Origin of the sequence: Marinifilum sp., assembly GCF_965230805.1 — a bacterium.
In the GTDB taxonomy this organism is placed as follows: domain Bacteria; phylum Bacteroidota; class Bacteroidia; order Bacteroidales; family Marinifilaceae; genus Marinifilum.
Genome location: NZ_OZ246019.1, coordinates 1,087,780 through 1,105,515 on the forward strand (window position 1 = coordinate 1,087,780; position 17,736 = coordinate 1,105,515).

11 protein-coding genes are annotated in these 17,736 nt (G+C 37.2%); 3 read left to right on the top strand and 8 right to left on the bottom strand.

Annotation, left to right across the window (positions count from 1 at the left end; genetic code table 11):
• Nucleotides 1-8 precede the first annotated feature (8 nt).
• Nucleotides 9-665: a YiiX/YebB-like N1pC/P60 family cysteine hydrolase gene (locus ACO05S_RS04175; RefSeq protein WP_421920284.1), complete on the bottom strand. Its 657-nt coding sequence runs from the start codon at nucleotides 663-665 to the stop codon at nucleotides 9-11.
• 249 nt (nucleotides 666-914) lie between these two features.
• Here ACO05S_RS04175 and ACO05S_RS04180 point away from each other — a divergent pair, with 249 nt between their 5' ends.
• Nucleotides 915-3,767: a 2-oxoglutarate dehydrogenase E1 component gene (locus ACO05S_RS04180; protein WP_421920285.1), complete on the top strand. Its 2,853-nt coding sequence runs from the start codon at nucleotides 915-917 to the stop codon at nucleotides 3,765-3,767.
• A gap of 86 nt (nucleotides 3,768-3,853) precedes the next feature.
• On the top strand, nucleotides 3,854-5,104 hold the full coding sequence (gene odhB, locus ACO05S_RS04185; protein ID WP_421920286.1) for a 2-oxoglutarate dehydrogenase complex dihydrolipoyllysine-residue succinyltransferase: 1,251 nt from the start codon (nucleotides 3,854-3,856) through the stop codon (nucleotides 5,102-5,104).
• A 159-nt stretch (nucleotides 5,105-5,263) separates the two neighbouring features.
• Here the strand turns inward: odhB and ACO05S_RS04190 are convergent, their stop codons facing one another.
• The 3 genes from ACO05S_RS04190 to hutI all read right to left on the bottom strand — a co-directional run bounded on the left by ACO05S_RS04190 (nucleotide 5,264) and on the right by hutI (nucleotide 9,812).
• Nucleotides 5,264-6,622 (bottom strand): hypothetical protein, encoded by a 1,359-nt coding sequence (locus tag ACO05S_RS04190; protein WP_421920287.1) that lies wholly within the window; start codon nucleotides 6,620-6,622, stop codon nucleotides 5,264-5,266.
• Nucleotides 6,623-7,064: 442 nt separating this feature from the next.
• Nucleotides 7,065-7,793, bottom strand: a complete 729-nt coding sequence (locus tag ACO05S_RS04195; RefSeq protein ID WP_421920288.1) for a DUF6261 family protein — start codon at nucleotides 7,791-7,793, stop codon at nucleotides 7,065-7,067.
• A 765-nt stretch (nucleotides 7,794-8,558) separates the two neighbouring features.
• Nucleotides 8,559-9,812 (bottom strand): imidazolonepropionase, encoded by a 1,254-nt coding sequence (hutI, locus tag ACO05S_RS04200; protein WP_421920289.1) that lies wholly within the window; start codon nucleotides 9,810-9,812, stop codon nucleotides 8,559-8,561.
• A 221-nt stretch (nucleotides 9,813-10,033) separates the two neighbouring features.
• On the opposite strand from hutI, the gene ACO05S_RS04205 reads away from it, so the two are divergent.
• The gene (locus ACO05S_RS04205; RefSeq protein WP_421920290.1) at nucleotides 10,034-11,629 is read left to right on the top strand and encodes a YfcC family protein; all 1,596 of its coding nucleotides are present in this window, start codon (nucleotides 10,034-10,036) and stop codon (nucleotides 11,627-11,629) included.
• Nucleotides 11,630-11,718: 89 nt separating this feature from the next.
• Here the strand turns inward: ACO05S_RS04205 and ACO05S_RS04210 are convergent, their stop codons facing one another.
• From ACO05S_RS04210 to ACO05S_RS04225, 4 genes are read right to left on the bottom strand one after another with little or no spacing between them, the layout of a single operon-like run.
• Complete coding sequence (locus ACO05S_RS04210; RefSeq protein ID WP_421920291.1) at nucleotides 11,719-12,603, bottom strand: hypothetical protein; 885 nt, start codon at nucleotides 12,601-12,603, stop codon at nucleotides 11,719-11,721.
• Nucleotides 12,604-12,636: 33 nt separating this feature from the next.
• Nucleotides 12,637-14,127: a SusD/RagB family nutrient-binding outer membrane lipoprotein gene (locus ACO05S_RS04215; RefSeq protein ID WP_421920292.1), complete on the bottom strand. Its 1,491-nt coding sequence runs from the start codon at nucleotides 14,125-14,127 to the stop codon at nucleotides 12,637-12,639.
• Nucleotides 14,128-14,145: 18 nt separating this feature from the next.
• The gene (locus ACO05S_RS04220) at nucleotides 14,146-14,988 is read right to left on the bottom strand and encodes a hypothetical protein (RefSeq protein ID WP_421920293.1); all 843 of its coding nucleotides are present in this window, start codon (nucleotides 14,986-14,988) and stop codon (nucleotides 14,146-14,148) included.
• Entirely contained in the window at nucleotides 14,979-17,348 is a 2,370-nt protein-coding gene (locus ACO05S_RS04225; RefSeq protein ID WP_421920294.1) for a SusC/RagA family TonB-linked outer membrane protein, read from the bottom strand. The genes ACO05S_RS04220 and ACO05S_RS04225 overlap by 10 nt, the downstream gene beginning before the upstream one ends.
• Nucleotides 17,349-17,736 lie beyond the last annotated feature (388 nt).

A 17,736-nucleotide genomic window follows, 5' to 3' on the forward strand; every position in this document is an offset into this window, starting at 1 on the left:
GTAAGAGATTAATTAAATTGATGATTTCCGTATGGCAAGGCAATTTCAATATTTGGTGATAGAAACATTCCGTTAGGATTCAAACCTGGCTTTCCTTCCGGGATTTCAACTCCAAACTTTTGATAATAATCTATCCAAAAAGGTAAAAACTCACCTGAATTGGAATCTTTAAATGTCATGGGATTCAATTGAAATACTGCTGTTGAATCACCTGTATTTATAAACATTTCATAAATCAACTCAGAACAATAATAAGTTGAATCCCCTATTACATAAATATCATCGTAAGGCAAATTCAATAATGAATACCCATAATCCAATGCTTCCTGAACTCGGATTTGGAAGTTTGCTTTCAATCTTCCCACCGCAATTTGATTACTGCGTTTCAAAAAATCATTTAAGCGGGTTAAGCAAACTCCTTTCGAAATTGCTTCTAGCACATAAATATTCCCTCTAGAATCGATATCAACAATTCCTACATGAGAAAAATTAAGATTCCTTTCACCTCCAGTAACCAATTCTATGGCATCGGAAATGGAATCGGTATTTAAATCCTGAAAAATAAGATCGCCTTTGCGGAATTCAAACTGCGTTTTTTTTTGTAAATTATTACAGCTTGAAAACAAAGCTATCAGCACAAAAATTATGGTTCGAAGGAATATCATGCTATGAAATATTGATGATTTAGAATGCAGATCTAAATTACTTGGAAATTGCTACAATCGAAAAAACAGCAATGTATTTTTTCAATAAATGTTAAACAATATCAGCTCATAGAAAATGTCTATAAGCTCATTAGTAAAAAAAATGACCTTTTGGTCTTTTATTAAGCTCGATCATTACTTGCAAAGTTTCAAAATTAATACATTTGTTTAAGCAACAACAAAAATCAGACAAGTACAATAAACAATTCTATGGATAAATTCAGTTTTTTGGGTAATAGTGAAATCGAATATATTGATGAACTTTACCAATCCTATAAAAAAGATCCTGATTCGGTTGAAGAAAAATGGAGAGCCTTTTTCCAGGGATTCGATTTTGCAACGGCTAATTTTCCGGTAAAACATCAAAGGGCAGAATCATTGCCAGCCAATGAATCGATGAGCAAAGAATCCAATGTAATGAATTTGATTCAGGCTTATCGCCAAAGAGGGCATTTGTTTACCAAAACCAACCCGGTAAGAACCCGAAGAAAGTACTTCCCTACACTCGATATTGAAAATTTTGATTTGGCAGAATCGGACTTGGAAACGCCTTTTCATGCCGGAAAAGAAATTGGCATTGGCATAGCCAAATTAAAAGATATTGTAAGTCATCTGAGCGAAACCTACTGCAAATCGGTTGGTGCGGAATATGTTTTTGTTCGTCACCCACAAATGTTGCGATGGCTGCAAAAGAAAATGGAGAATTCGAAAAACACTCCGCAATTTTCCGACGAACAGCGCAAACACATCTACTATCATTTAAGAATGGCAGTTGGTTTCGAAAACTATATCCATAAAAAATTTGTTGGGCAAAAAAGATTCTCCCTGGAAGGTGCCGAAACCTTAATCCCGGCTTTAGATGCCATGATTGAACGCGGTGCTGAATTGGGCGTTCGGGAGTTCATTTTTGGTATGGCTCACCGAGGCAGACTAAATGTTCTGGCCAATATCCTTGAGAAACCTTACGAGAATATCTTTAAAGAATTTGTTGGTGAGGAATACGAAGAAGATATCGCTTTAGGCGATGTAAAATATCACTTGGGATATGGCAACACGGTAAAAACCGACGATGGCAACGAAGTAAAACTTCATCTGGCTCCAAATCCATCGCATTTGGAAACTGTTGGCGCTGTTGTTCAGGGGATTTCTCGTTCGAAAATAGATAACGATTATCAGGGCAACCAAGATAGTTTGGTACCTGTGGTAATTCATGGCGATGCTGCCATTGCAGGACAAGGAATTGTATACGAAACCATTCAGATGTCCCAATTAAAAGGATACAAAACCGGAGGTACCATCCATTTGGTAATTAACAACCAGGTTGGTTTTACAACCAATTATCGGGATGCTCGTTCGAGTACTTACTGTACCGATGTTGCCAAAGTAACTCGCTGTCCTGTTTTCCATGTAAATGGGGATGATGTGGAAGCATTGATTTTTACCATTAAAATGGCAATGGAATACCGCCAGGAATTCAATACCGATGTGTTTATTGATATTTTGTCGTACCGTAAATATGGACACAACGAAGGCGATGAGCCACGTTTTACCCAGCCAATATTATACAACACGATTGCCAAACACAAGAATCCAAGAGATATTTATGCTGATTATTTGATTGAAAAAGGCATTTACTCGCCAACAGAAATCAAGGCAATAAATTCGGATTACAACAAGCTTTTGGATGACAAATTTGAGCTCTCGAAAACATTCGATAAGGTAATCATTCAGCCTTTCCTCGACGATTATTACAATGGCATTCGTTATTCAGATGAATCTGATTTTGAATCTTCTCCTGAAACGGGTGTAAATCATAAAACACTTCATGACTTAGCGGATAAGTTTACCTCTCTGCCCGAAGATTTAAAGTTCTTCAAGAAAATTGGAAAGCTCATGGCAGATAGAAAGCAAATGGTGGAAAATGATCAGCTCGACTGGGCAATGGGTGAAATGCTGGCTTATTCCAGTTTGTTGACCGAAGGAAATTCTGTTCGAATTAGTGGTCAGGATTCTGAGCGCGGAACCTTCTCGCACCGACATGCTGCCTTGGTAATCGAGGATACCGACAAGAAGTATTTCCCACTTAAACACCTTGCCGACAAGCAGGCTCCGTTCCATGTTTACAATTCATCATTAAGCGAATATGGTGTGTTGGGCTATGAGTATGGTTATGCAATGGCTCATCCATCGGGATTAACCATTTGGGAAGCACAGTTTGGAGATTTTCACAATGTAGCACAAGCGGTAATCGACCAGTACATTAGTGCGGCCGAAGACAAATGGGGAATTAAAAATGGCTTGGTAATGTATTTGCCACATGGATACGAAGGACAAGGTGCTGAGCATTCAAGTGCCAGAATGGAACGCTTCCTCACTCTTTGTGCAAACAATAATTTACAAATTACCAATCCAACAAGTCCGGCCAACTTGTTTCACATGTTGCGCCGACAGCTAAAAAGAGATATCAGAGTACCTTTGGTTTGCTTCTCGCCTAAAAGTTTGTTGCGCCATCCGGCTTGTATTTCGAGCATGGATGAATTGGCAAAAGGCAAATTTCGGGAAGTAATTGACGACAAGAATGTAATATCTGAGGAAGTGAGAAGAGTTGTATTCTGCACAGGTAAAATATACTTTGATTTATTGGCTCAGAAAGAAAAGTTGAATGCACAAGATATTGCATTGGTTCGTTTGGAGCAATTGTATCCTTTCCCACACAAGCAAGTTGATCAAGTAATAGAAAGATATCCTAATGCATTGCTGCATTTATGGGTTCAGGAAGAACCTGAAAATATGGGCGCATGGCAGTTTATCAATTACAAATTCCGAAACAAAGAGGTAAGATTGGTTCCCGTTGCGCGTCAGGCCAGTGGTAGCCCGGCAACAGGTTTGGCTAAAATACATATGCTTGGCCAGAATGAAATCATTAATAAAGTATTCCGAAAATGTGATTGCGACAGAAAATTGAAGTATTGTGGATTGCAATGTGTTGAAGGCAGTTCGCATGAAGAAATCCTGCAAACGCATGAATATTTTGAAGAGAAGAAAAGCAAACTTTTAATGTAATACAGACAAAAGATATTAGTATCAAGTATCCTGACATAACATCTTGATACTTGATACTCTTTACTTGATACCAAAAACAATCAAACATGACAGTTGAAATAAAAATACCCAGTCCCGGAGAATCCATTTCGGAAGTTGAGATAGCCAATTGGTTTGTTGCCAACGGCGATATTGTAGAAAAAGATCAAGACATTGCAGAAATTGAATCGGACAAAGCTACTCTAACCCTGGTAGCCGACGAAGGTGGAAAAATCGAAATTCTTGCCCAAGAAGGTGATACCGTTGAAGTGGGTTCGGTTGCCTGTAGAATCGACACCAGTTTTGCTACCGAAACTCCTGCCCCAAAGGTAGAAGCTGCAAAAGAAAACCTTATTGAAGAAAAAGCAAAAGAATCAGCCGGGTCAGCTCCTGCTGCCAATATCGAATCAGAGAATTATAAGGATGTAAAAATTTCTCCTGTTGCCAAAAAGCTGATGGAAGAAAACCAGCTTTCGGTTGATGATGTAATTGCCGGTTTGCAAAGATTATCGAAAAAAGATATTCAAGCCGTTGTTGACAGCAAAAACAGCCAGCCTGTTGCAATACCTACAGAATCAAAAGCCATTTCGCGCGAACAAAAGCGCAACAAAATGACCAATTTGCGTAAGAAATTGAGTGCTCGTTTGGTATCTGTTAAAAACGAAACTGCCATGTTAACCACCTTTAACGAGGTTGACATGAGTGCTGTAATGGAGTTAAGAAAGAAGTATCAGAAGAAATTCATCGAGACTCACGATATCAAATTGGGTTTTATGTCATTCTTTACCAAAGCGGTTACCGAAGCTTTAAAAGCTCACCCAATGGTAAATTCCATGATTGACGGAGAAGAGATTGTTACCCCCGAATTTGCTGATGTTGCCATTGCCGTGCAAACGCCAAAAGGTTTAATGGTTCCGGTAATCAGAAATGCAGAATCATTAGGTTTGGCCGATATTGAAAAGAAACTAAAGGAGTTGGCTACCAAAGCACGTACAGGTAAAATTAGTCTGGACGAAATGACCGGAGGAACATTCACAATAACCAACGGAGGTGTGTTTGGATCCTTGTTGAGTACGCCTATTATTAATCCTCCGCAATCGGGAATATTAGGCATGCACAACATTGTTGAGCGACCGGTTGCTGTAAACAGCAAGGTGGAAATTCGCCCGATGATGTACATCGCCCTTTCCTACGATCACCGCGTAATTGATGGTAAGGATTCGGTAGGTTTCCTGGTAAAAATCAAAGAAATGATTGAAAATCCACACAAAATGCTCTTCGACGGGAAAGATCCGGATAGCATGTTATTGGAATTCTAAATACACGATCGTACTCACGTTACTCTAGATGTTACAGATGTGATATCACAAAAAAACCTGCCAGGAACAAATTCTTGACAGGTTTTATTTTTAAAGTGTTATCTAAATGTAATCTGCCCCCTCAATAAAATTTCTTTATTTTGAGAACAAGACTTTGAACTAAATTTCAGCTATCAATTTATTATTAGCTTCACATCTTTGTTTTCTGTCGAGCATAAATTCGCGACAATTCTTCAACTTTCTTTCCTCTTTGGATTTTAAATCCAATTTCTCTAATTCGGCAGTAAGCTTTTGCGCTTTGTTAAAATCGTTTAACCAAATTGAACATTCAATAATGTTAAAATATAATCCTTTTGCTACCTGAGCACTAATTCTGGCCTTCTTATTATCATAGTTGGCTTCTTTTAATTCTCTTTCCCAAATTTCTATTGCTTTTTTAAGATCTTCCAAATTAGGTGTTTCTTTGGTTAAAGCTTTTTCAAGCGTATTTTTTGCAATATCGTAAGCCTTCGAAATGTCGTCATAATTATTATCCTTCCCCTTTGCATAACTCAGCTCAAACCATCTTTTTTTAATTGGATAAGCATATCGTTCAGCTAAAAAATCTCTGGCATCGTAAAGTCTGTTAATGGCAGTTTCTTTTTCTAATTCACTTATCTTCTTTTTGATTTCGCGACTTTCCGTTTTATCCAAGTCAAATTTCTCTAATTTCCAATCATCCGTGCCTGGAACTAGCCCTTCAGCAATAATCTGATTGTTCTCATCAATAGCCTTATATCCGGTAACTCTTCTATATTTAACCATTTTATAAGTCTTTTCTCGTGATTTCTTTTCCTCCTCCTTGGTCTCGAAATTTGAAAGAGAAATTTCAAAGAAAACTTTCTCTGCCTCATTATACTCACGCTCTAAACCTCTAATTTTCATTCGCTCTGCAATTAAAGATTCAGATAATCTATAAGGTCCGGCCGATTTTGTCTTAGGATGGAAGAAAGGTTTTCTTGGTCTGGTTTCTGCCATCAATGTTTTTAATTGTGCTTTAAAAATCATTTTTAGTTCAGACTTGTTTACCGAATCCAGACGAGCAGTATGCATCTTCATTTCCTTTACATACAACTCCATTTCCTGATCGTAACTTACCTTAGGTCTTTGAGGTTTAGCAGGCTTCGTTTGATACACCTTTCCCATTTGCACCTGTTTCTTAATCAATGATAGATCTTTAGATTCACCAATTTTTATAACTTCCTGATCGAGTTCAGACATTTGCTCATAATAAAAGTTGATTTCTGTTTGATACCCTTTTATTAATGATTCAATCTCCTCTCCGGAATTTACATCAGATTTTTCATTCTCGTCGTTCTGATAAACAACATAGTCGAACTTATTTGTATTCAGCGGATGAGAAGGCAGCTGAATAAACTGATAAGAAATGCTCTTATTAACAGATTTTTGGGCAACCGCTGCGAATGAAACTACCAACAGAGCCAATACAATACCAAAATTTAAAACCGTTTTCTTCATAAATATTTAATTTTTATTAAAATGATATCAGCAAAACACTTTCGTGATTTTTTTTAATAAACCAACAACAATATTAACAATTACGCACATTGTACAAATAAGCAGACCATTCTATACAAACAAGCCTTGGCAAAATATATGTGCACTTTATTGATTAACCGGCATACGAATCCCAAGCCAATCGCAACTCGGCTCAAAATTACTATAATTTCACATTTGAAAAATGATTATAATTATTTTATTCTAATTCTTAATTAGCCTTATTGCTGTTACAAAAAAATGACATGTATTCGGTCATACCCTAACATTTGCAGCTTGCTAGTGTCAGAGCATGACACAGCTACAGTCAGAAAAATTGAGGATTTCAATTGTTTATTTGCAAGCCATACCCTAACATTTGCAGCTTGCTTAGAGTCAGAGCATGACCTGTGCTTTAATCAGCTCAACTTTCCTTGGCCAACTTGTTCTTTCTCCTTACAATCTCCTTGTTATAGGCAGCAATCAACTTGTTAAACCGATTACATAATTCCATTGCTCCATCTTTTTCCAACAAGCAATAAGCTTCAAGTTTTTTTACACTTACACGGTACTGTTTTATTAACTCAGCTCTTAAGTCAATCAACTTGGCCTTTGGTGCGCTAGCTTGCGCTGATAATCGTTCCAAATAAGCTGCTTCGAATGCTTTGTTGTCTTCGTTCAAGTGCTTTATCCAGTCGCTCATCGCTAAAGTTTCAAAAGCCTCAGCAAATTCGGGTATATCTTGCCAAGATGAGCATAGCGAAGAAAAAGTAGCCGATTTTACCTGGTAATTTAAATACACAATCTTTGATCCCATCGATTCTATGCTTTCCAAAATAACTTGGGCTGCCTCTCGAACATCCTTTTTAAAATGTTTTGTATACCCACGAACACATTGCAGCAATCCGGTAAAAGAAGCACATCTTTTCTTATCCAGCTCATTTACTTTTTGTGTGTAAGCAATTAATTTTTTCTTCTCAAAAATCATATCGAATTGTGCCAGTCCCTTACGAATCTGTGCCGTTTCTTTCCGAAAATCAAGCTCCTGATTTACTTCATTCAGGGAATTCAGAATATTTTCGACAAACGAATAGAACTCTAAATTGTGCAATAACTGCAAATCAACTGAAAAAATAAAAGCCTTTTGCTTCATAACGAACCGGGATTATCAATTTTAAATTATTTTCGATCAATTTATTCTCCTGATTGCTTCCTTAAGCACAGTTTCTCCCTTCCCCAAAACACAAGAATCCATATCTAATATTGAATCAAGGCTTCCCACATTGGGAAACATCCATTTTAAAATAAAAAGAGCAATCAGTAAATCATATTTAGTTCAAATATTTTATTTGAAGTTAATATTAAATCATATTAATATCAAATATATTATTTCGTATTAATATGATATCATATTTCTGTCAAATATTTTATTTGATACTAATATGATATTGGGGAAGCCTTCCTAAATATGAGGCAAGCTTTCCCAAGCTGGGGATGGCTCATTACAAATCGATTTTACTTTCCCCAATTTGGGAACGCAAGAATTGAACGAGAATTAACGAGATAATTGAATTTTTGGAGCTCAACGCAATCGCGTAAAGCGTAATATGGCATTTGGGAATGCCTCCTGGTGTAGCTGGAGTGTTTATTAAGTCGTATGCCAACATTTGCGACTTGCTTAGAGTCGGGGCATAATTGAAAGTCATACCCTGACATTTGCAGCTTGCTTAGAGTCAGAGCATGACATGTATTAAGTCGTACTCTGAAATTTGCGGCTTGCTTGGAGTCGGGGCATATTTGAAAGTCATACCCTGACATTTGCAGCTTGCTTAGAGTCAGAGCATGACATGTATCAAGTCGTACTCTGAAATTTGCGGCTTGCTTGGAGCCGGGGTATGACAAGTTCTTGTTTGAGCCTTTACAAGCTCTGCCCTCTTAAAATAACAGCATCAATCAGGTTGCTGCCGTAGGCATATGGCATAAACTCAAGCGATGGAATTTCTTTGGTGATAAATACATTGGCTATTTTACCGCGTGCAATACTTCCCAACTCTTCCTGAACGCCCATGGCGTAAGCCGAATTAATGGTTGTGGCATTAACCGCCTCTTGTGGCAACATTTTGTAGTTGATACATGCCAAGGACATGATAAATTTCATATTTCCTGATGGAGATGAACCCGGGTTAAAGTCAGATGCCAAAGCAACAGGTAATCCTGCATTCATCATATCGCGAACAGGCGAACAAACCATGTTTAAGAAGAAAGCTGCTCCAGGCAATACGGTTGGCATGGTTTCAGAACCCTTTAAACATTTAATTTCTTCCTCGCCCACAAACTCAAGATGATCAACCGAAAGTGCATTGTATTTTACACCCACCTGTATACCGCCCGAGTAATCCAGCTCATTGGCATGGATTTTAGGACGCATACCATACTTCATTCCCGCATTTAGGATCCGATCAGTCTCTTCAACGGTAAAGAATCCCTCATCGCAAAATACATCAATATAATCGGCTAAATCCTCAGCCGCAACCAAAGGAATCATTTCGTTAATTACCAAATCAACATACTCTCCCTGGCGCCCTTTGTATTCGGCAGGTACCGCATGAGCACCCAAAAAGCTCGATTTAATGGTAAGCGGGGTAGTATCTTTAATTCGCTTGATTACCCGAAGCATCTTCAACTCATCTTCAACTGTCAAACCATATCCACTTTTAATCTCAACTGCACCGGTTCCCATGCTGATAATTTCGTGAATGCGCTCCATGGCAGCTTCGTAAAGCTCATCTTCGGTGGCATTGTGCATGCGCTTTGCCGAATTTAAAATTCCCCCCCCGCGCTTGGCAATCTCTTCGTACGAAAGGCCTTTAATCTTGTCGGTATACTCAATTTCGCGACTACCTGCATATACCAAATGCGTATGCGAATCGCAAAAGGATGGAAACACCATGCGACCGGTAGCATCAATCTCTTCAACATGATCGAATCCTTCTATTTCATCGAAATTTGGCAGATCTTCCATCTTACCAAAATCAGATATCTTTTCACCCTCAATTAGCAGGTATGCATTATCAATGCAGTTCAAATTTGCCATATCGGTTCCAGCCACCCACTTTCGTGGATTTTCCTCAACCTGAACTAAAGTTTTTATGTTACTTATTAACAGTTTCATGCTAAATACAATTAGTAATAATCAACGAAAAATGAGCAATTAAATTGAAACACTTCATTCATCACTCATTCAATTTATCATGCAAATATTAGGTAAAAATGATCAATTTGCAAACCTTTTCAACTTGCTCTTTAAATTTAATATCCATCACATTTTCTTTACAGATTTTCCTATTTTTACGCTTCTATTTTTACAAGAAAACACAATCTAAATCAACTCATATGTTTAAAAAGATACCCCATACCTATGTAATTGTATTTGCAATCGTTGTATTATCTGCCATATTAACCTGGATTATTCCTGGGGGAGAATTCGAACGCACCACAGTAAATGTGAATGGTACCGACCGCGAGGTAATTATTCAGGGTTCATATCATCAAACCGAAAGTCAGGGACAAAGCTGGGAAATTTTCTCATCATTCTTTAAAGGTTTTGTTGACAAGGCCGATATTATCATGTTTATTTTGGTGATTGGAGGTGCCTTTTGGATTATGAATGCCAGTAAATCAATTGATGTAGGGATCTACTCATTTTTAAAGTTTACACAAAAACTCGAAAAGAATAGAACCATTCGGAAAATCGGGGTCAACAACATCATCCTCACCCTAATCATGTTGGTGTTTAGTGCCTTTGGTGCCACATTCGGGATGAGCGAGGAAACCATTGCATTCGTAATTATTTTTGTGCCAATGTCCATTAAAATGGGATACGATTCTATTGTAGGTGTTTGCATTTGCTTTGTGGCAGCCGGACTTGGTTTTGCAGGGGCTCTTCTAAATCCTTTTACCATTGGAATCGCTCAAGGATTATCGAACCTACCACTGTTCTCAGGAATTGAGTACCGTTTGTTTTGCTGGCTGGTAATTAATGCAATTGGTTTTGCATTTATATTACGATATGCGGCTAAAATTCGCAAAAACCCGCAAGCATCATTGGTTTATACCAATGACGAATACTGGAGAAAACAAAGCGATATAGATATGGAGGAATTGGAGTATTATACCCCTAAGGCAGCTTGGGCTACGTATTTTATTCTTCTGATTACAATGTTGGTATTTTCTTTTCATTATCCACAAAGCACCTTAAAAGTAGGTAATTCGGAAATGACAACTTATGTACTGCCTATTGTTACAGGATTATTCGCAGTTCTAGGTCTGATATCTCTTCGTAAGTCGGTTCACTTCTATATTCTTAACCTATTACTATTCACAATTATTTACCTGATTGTTGGTGTAATGGGCTATGGTTGGTACATCATGGAAATAGCAACGCTATTCTTTGCCATGGGTATTTTCTCGGGTATTGCCTTTAACAACACTGCCAACGAAATCACCAACTTGTTTCTTGAAGGATCGAGAGATATTCTTTCTGCTGCAATGATTGTTGGTTTAGCGGGCGGTATTCTAATTGTATTGGAAGAGGGTAATATTATCGATTCCATTTTGTACTACATCTCCCAATCGATGAATGATTTTGGTAAGATGGCATCGGTCTCTATCATGTACCTAATCCAAAATATTATTAATGTAATTATCCCATCAGGATCAGCGAAAGCTGCATTAACAATGCCAATGATGTCGCAGTTTTCTGATTTGATTGGAGTATCGCGCCAAGCTACTGTTATGGCTTTCCAATTTGGTGATGGATTTACCAATATGATCACACCAACATCAGGAGTTTTAATCGGTGTATTAGGTGTAGCCAAAATTCCTTACGACAAGTGGGTAAAATGGATTGGTGGATTTATGGTAATTCTGATACTGCTGGGATTATTACTCCTGATCCCAACTGTAACTATGGAGTTGAATGGGTTTTAAGCAATATTACTCGAAGAAATAGCAAAAATAAGGGCAAACTCTTTAGGAGAGCTTGCCCTTATTTTCATTTTATCTTATCTCGATTTATTTTAATTATTAGGTTCCATCTTAAACTTAACGGTCATACCAGCAAGACCACAACAACTTGCATCGGTCATAAATACATCAAAGTTCATTACACCTGTAGCTGGGTCTAACTCAACATCTCCAGCAAATAAAACTGCTGTTGGAAATGCCTCAGAACCTGCATTTAAGGCAAATTTGTTATCTCCAATATAAAATAAACGGTAATTCAAATCACCAATACCAAATGCAGCATTAAGAATTCCACAAGAAATATCCTGAACAAGGTATTGCGAACGTGCTGTCCCAGGAACTGTAGAAATAGTCTGATTTTCAAGCACTGAAGTTACCAAGTTAGGTACATTGGTTTCCAGAACAGTTTGCGTATAACTATCCGCAAATTCAAAGTCAAGTGGTGAAGCAAAAAATGATGTAAAATTAGGAAAACTATTAGCCGCTTCGTCAGCATAATTTCCATTTGTACCATCAGCAAATTCCACCAAAAATATCCAATCAATAAAGTCTCCACCCTTTACATTATCAATTGTAACTCCTTCAAATCCAGTAATTGCATCAGCAGCAGTTATACTTAATACAAAAGGAATATCAGCAGCTGCAATTTGATCATGCTGAATAGTATCGCCACCATTAAAGCTTTTATTGACAATAATACTCTTATACGTCAATCCTTCACCGACTGCTCCTACATTAAGCTCAAATTCCATTTTATAGTTACCTAAATCCGTAACATCGAAAATTTTAGGAGTCTGGAATTTAGTAAACGGAATGGCACTTCCTAAATCAGCTCCATCCATTACATCTGAAAACTTATCTTCGTTATCATCACAACTTGTAAACAAACAACTAAAAACAGTTGCCACAATTACAAATAAATAAATATATCTTTTCATAATCTCTAAATTAAATTATAAGCTAAACCATTTTTATTGCATCCAGAAAACCTTCACATTATTTTCAGGCTGCTCAGGTGCATTTGGATTAGAACTCAATTCAGTATCCGGATATGGGAATCTGTTTGGAAATACGTTATTAGTTTGAACCGGAGCCGGCAAGTCAGGATAACCTGTTCTGCGCAAATCGCTATAAGATTCCAAACCATTTCCAAACTGAGAAATCCATCTCTCCTCAATAACCAATTCTATTTTTTCCTCATTAGTTGTTGTAGCATCATATGTTGCCAAACGTGCAGCTACGTACGTGTCAATGTCAGCAGCAGCAATACTCGGTGCACTTAATGCATTAACTTCCGCAAACGAAAGACGAATCGCATTTTCAAACAGAGTTCTTGCATCAGAAGAGACTGTTGCGTTAATACTTAAAGCAGCTTCTGCTTGCATGAATAAGTTCATAAAACTGGTTAGCATACGAAATTCTCCGTCTCCATCAGCAGAAGAACCACTAACAGATCCTCCAGACCCATCATCATACTTACCACCACAAGGATAAATTCCTTGTACACTTCGTGTTCCGGCATCATTTCCTGTAGGTGCAGGATCTCCCTCAACACGTCCTTCAAAATCATCACCCTGCAAGAAAAAATAGTAAGGAACGCGTGGGTCATTATTGTCTGTCATAAATGTATAGAAGAAAGTGTTTACATAAGCTTCCCCTTTAGTTACATAATCTGCTTTAAATCCAGGATTTCTATTTTCAGGAGCAGTACTTGTTCCGTAATAAAAATTAAAATCCTGACTGGCAGAAGTAATTAATACTGTACCTGGAGCGCTTTGTTCTGCTGCAACCAATTGTTCAATACCTGCTTTGGCTCTAGCTGTATCAACATGGCGCAATTGAAGATACATCTTTAATTTTAAGGTATTTCCCATTCGAATCCAAGCTGCAACGTTACCTCCATAAATGAAATCAACTTCACTCAAACTTATTGTATTTGTCTTGCCTAAATCAAGAATAGCTTCATCAATCAAGGTAAAAAGATTGTCATAAATAGCAGCTCCATCATCAAAAACAGGAGATTCAATATCATCATTCAAAGCTTCAGTGTAAGGTATATCATCCCATAGATCAACCATATGATTAAAGCAATAAGCTTTCAAAAGCTTTGCAATACCAACAAAATGATAATCTTCCGATTCTGTACCTTTCTCAATTATAGTTTCTAAATCCTTTAATGCACCGGCATATAAGGTAAACCTCCAAGTATTACTTGCTGTAGCTGGAGTAACAGTCCAGGCATCATGACGTCCAACAAAGTATTGCACAACATCAGAACCTACTCGATTAAAATCTTGAGAAATTGCAAATGCTGATGAAGCTTGTGCAACAGGCATTATATCAAGAATGGTGGCCTCTTCAGGATTATCTGGATCCTGATTAATATCAAGATAATCACTACAGGAAATAACTCCTGCATATACAATAATAAAGGCAAATATTTTATATAATATCTTTTTCATTGTCATAAGTTTTAATAATTACAATGTCACTTTTAAACTAAGGGCAAACCTTCTGGCATTAGGCAAATAGTAATACTCTATACCTTGCCTGTTACCTGCTCCATAACCATTGGTTTCAGGATCAATATGAGGAATATTAGGAGCATAAAACCATAAGTTTCTACCCAATGCAGATACCGTAACCGAACCAAAAGGAGTGCCTTGTAAGAGTTTTTTCGGTAAGGTATAAGCAATTGTTAGTTCTCTTAGTCGGAAAGTAGTTGCATCGTATATTGATGCTTCTCCCGCAGGGAAGCCTCTAAAATAGTAATCGTTAGTTGTAATAATTCTGTCATTTACAACCTTATTACCATTAACTAATAATGGTTTTGAAGGATCTGTAGGATCAGCAACAACTCCTCTAATTATGCGACCTGCTTCGCGATTAACCGCAGTCTCTTCAGCCACACCTCTGGCTCGTAAGTCATTTACAGTATTAGAATAAAGATCGCCACCTTTTTTATATTCCAACAAGAAAGAAAGTGTTACTCCTTTGTAAGAAAACATATTAGAAAGGGATGCGACAAAATCAGGATTAGGGTCACCGATAACTCCTTGTTCTGTATCGGTCATAGCATAACCAGTATCTTGATTAATTAACAGGTTACCTTCGTCATCACGTCTGTGTTTGGTACCTTTGATTACACCATAAGCTTCTCCAACCTTTTGAACAAAGCCCAAGCTTGTAAAGCCGGTTCCTACACTAATTTCATCTATCTCACCAAACAATTCTTTTACTTCAGATTTGTTCTGACTGTAATTTAAATTGACATCCCAACGTAATCCATTTGGATTAAAAATAGGAACACCTCTTATCGCCAATTCGCCTCTACACCTTTATTTGTAATTTCCCCGGCATTTAGCACTTTAGAAATGTAACCTGTTGATGCAGGAACAGCCACGCTAAAAATCTGATCCGTAGTTACTTTATCATAGTATGTAAAATCAAATCCAATACGGTTGTCAAAAAACTGAACATCCGTTCCAATCTCATATTCAGTTGTGAATTCAGGTGAAAGATCATTATTCCCCAAACTGTTGCCAAAAGCTAATCCAGCCACACCATTAAAAGGAAACTGTAAGTTCGCAATGTTAGCTCCAAATTCAGGACTGGTGGTAAAAGTAGTTTGTGTTAAATAAGCTCCTGCGTCATTCCCAATTTTGGAAACACCTCCGTATACTTTCCAATAACTAAGCGTATTGGATCTGAAGTCAAGAGCATCGGTTAATACTACCGAACCTGTAGCTGAAGAATAAAAATAACTATTTTTGGATGTTGGCAATGTAGATGACCAGTCGTTACGGCCTGTTAGGTTTAAGAATGCATACCCTTTATAACCCAGAGTTACATCAGCAAAAGCTCCAACCAACCTTCTTTTAGACGAACCACTGTCATCAACAGGTACTACATTTTTCGTGTTGTTAATATTTCTTATACCATGCACAATGATATCATTACCAAATACAACCATACGATCAGTTTTTCTTTCATTAATACTTATACCGGCAATGGCTGTCAAGTTAAACGATTCGTTCAAATCTTTGTTGAAAGTCAGTAATCCTGTTTGCTCAATTTCAGTAAATCTGAAATTATCAAATAAAATAGCTCCTTTACCATCATTGAACTGAGTTGATCTTGCATAGGTTTGATCCCTATCATCGGTATACGTATTAAATCCGTACTTATACGATAAACTTAACCAGTCTGTAAAATCATATTGTGCATCAAAATACCCATTAACACGATTCACAACACTATTGTACGTATTCTGTTCTGCCAAATAGTACGGATTATCGAAATCTGTCCTATAATGAATGTTTTCTTGTGTTACAGGATCAATATATGGAAAGTCGGTTAAATTATAACTACGCGGTAATATCCATAACTGACCAAATACATTGGTATTGGTTACACCAAATCCACCAATAGGAACACCTTTTTGAGTTGTATTTGTATAAGATAAAGAGGCACCTACCCTAAACTTTTCATCAAACCTATGATTACCTTTCACCTTCAAAGAATACTTATCCAAACCGGTATGAGGAATAAATCCATCGTTATTACTACTGGTACCAGCAATTAAAAAGTCAGATGTTTTGTCTCCTCCTGATATGGTTACAGAGTTCTCAAATACTATTCCTGTCTCAAAAAAGTCTTTTACATTATCCTTAAAAGCTTTGTAAGGAACAACATCTCCAAGATGATTTACATAGGAAATCGTACCATTATTGTCAAACAGCAAACCACTTCCTCCAACACCATCACCATTACCATCTAAATCCGGAGCATCAAACCTTGGTCCCCAGGTTCCAAAGTATCCAGAGTTAAACTGGAAGTTTGCTCCTTGTCCATACTCATTTTGATAATCCGGTAATTTAGCCGCATTCTCAAAAGCAATAGTAGTAGTATAACTTACATTAACTTTTCCTTTAGTGTCTTTACCTGATTTGGTTGTTATAATGATTACACCATTAGAAGCTCGAGAGCCATACAAAGCAGCAGCTGCGCCTCCTTTTAGTACAGACATTGATTCAATGTCATTAGGATTTATATCCAATGCTCTGTTCGAATAGGTAGAACCATGAATAGTCAAATTCTGACTAGAATTGTTAGAGTTATCAAATGGCACTCCATCTACCACAAACAAAGGCTGATTATTTCCCAATGCCGATGAGTTCCCGCGGATCACAATATTCGTTGATGCCCCTGCTGCTCCACCAGAACCAGATACATTCACTCCTGCTACTCTTCCACTAAGCGCACGCACAACATCTGTTTCTATTTTGTTCTCCAAATCATCACCATCAACCTTTTGAACAGAATATGATAGACTTCTTGCATTTCTTTTTATACCAACCGCAGTTACTACAACCTCATCCACATTAAAAGATTCAGTCTTTAAAGTAACATTGATCATAGTTTGTTTCCCAACAGGTATTTCCTGCGTAATCATACCGACAAAACTAAATACTATTATATCGGAAGCTTGAACCTCAAGCGTATACTTTCCGTCCAAATCAGTACTGGTACCTGAAGTAGTTCCTTTAATTATTACCGAAACACCCGGCACACCCAGGCCATCGTCGGCACTTGTAACCGTACCTGAAATCTGTTTTGTTTGGGCATTTATCAGTTGAATAGATATGATAATAACACAAACAATAAATATCAGTCTTTTCATAAATTTAATTTTTAGCTAGAATTTCATTTGTGAAGTTCGGGAATTTCCCGAAAAAATATCCTCGATACATCCGTATTTGTATAGAGTCAACGAGAACAATACACACAGTTCTACACCTATCCTTATTACAGCTTAATTCAAATAAACTGTATTACTGTTTTACACATAAATGCACTGCCTTTGTATTAAGATAAATTTACTAGTGGATGATCTCAAGGCTAGAGAGATAAAGGTCAGTATTTTGAATCCTTATCGTCGATTAAATAAGGACTTTGTTAAAAATCAAATCAAAATTGATCAATTTGATTTAAACTCAATAATTTTGTGGATTTTAAAAATAGTAATTTCATTTAAAGGTTTTTTTAGTTAGTAGAATCAAAACAAACCA

What these genes read in the sequence shown, in the direction of transcription:
- hutI (WP_421920289.1), bottom strand. Translation starts at nt 9,812, where the DNA reads ATGAAACTGTTAATAAGTAACATAAAAACTTTAGTTCAGGTTGAGGAA.
- ACO05S_RS04175 (WP_421920284.1), bottom strand. Translation starts at nt 665, where the DNA reads ATGATATTCCTTCGAACCATAATTTTTGTGCTGATAGCTTTGTTTTCA.
- ACO05S_RS04195 (WP_421920288.1), bottom strand. Translation starts at nt 7,793, where the DNA reads ATGAAGCAAAAGGCTTTTATTTTTTCAGTTGATTTGCAGTTATTGCAC.
- ACO05S_RS04215 (WP_421920292.1), bottom strand. Translation starts at nt 14,127, where the DNA reads ATGAAAAAGATATTATATAAAATATTTGCCTTTATTATTGTATATGCA.
- ACO05S_RS04205 (WP_421920290.1), top strand. Translation starts at nt 10,034, where the DNA reads ATGTTTAAAAAGATACCCCATACCTATGTAATTGTATTTGCAATCGTT.
- ACO05S_RS04225 (WP_421920294.1), bottom strand. Translation starts at nt 17,348, where the DNA reads ATGAAAAGACTGATATTTATTGTTTGTGTTATTATCATATCTATTCAA.
- ACO05S_RS04190 (WP_421920287.1), bottom strand. Translation starts at nt 6,622, where the DNA reads ATGAAGAAAACGGTTTTAAATTTTGGTATTGTATTGGCTCTGTTGGTA.
- ACO05S_RS04210 (WP_421920291.1), bottom strand. Translation starts at nt 12,603, where the DNA reads ATGAAAAGATATATTTATTTATTTGTAATTGTGGCAACTGTTTTTAGT.
- ACO05S_RS04180 (WP_421920285.1), top strand. Translation starts at nt 915, where the DNA reads ATGGATAAATTCAGTTTTTTGGGTAATAGTGAAATCGAATATATTGAT.
- odhB (WP_421920286.1), top strand. Translation starts at nt 3,854, where the DNA reads ATGACAGTTGAAATAAAAATACCCAGTCCCGGAGAATCCATTTCGGAA.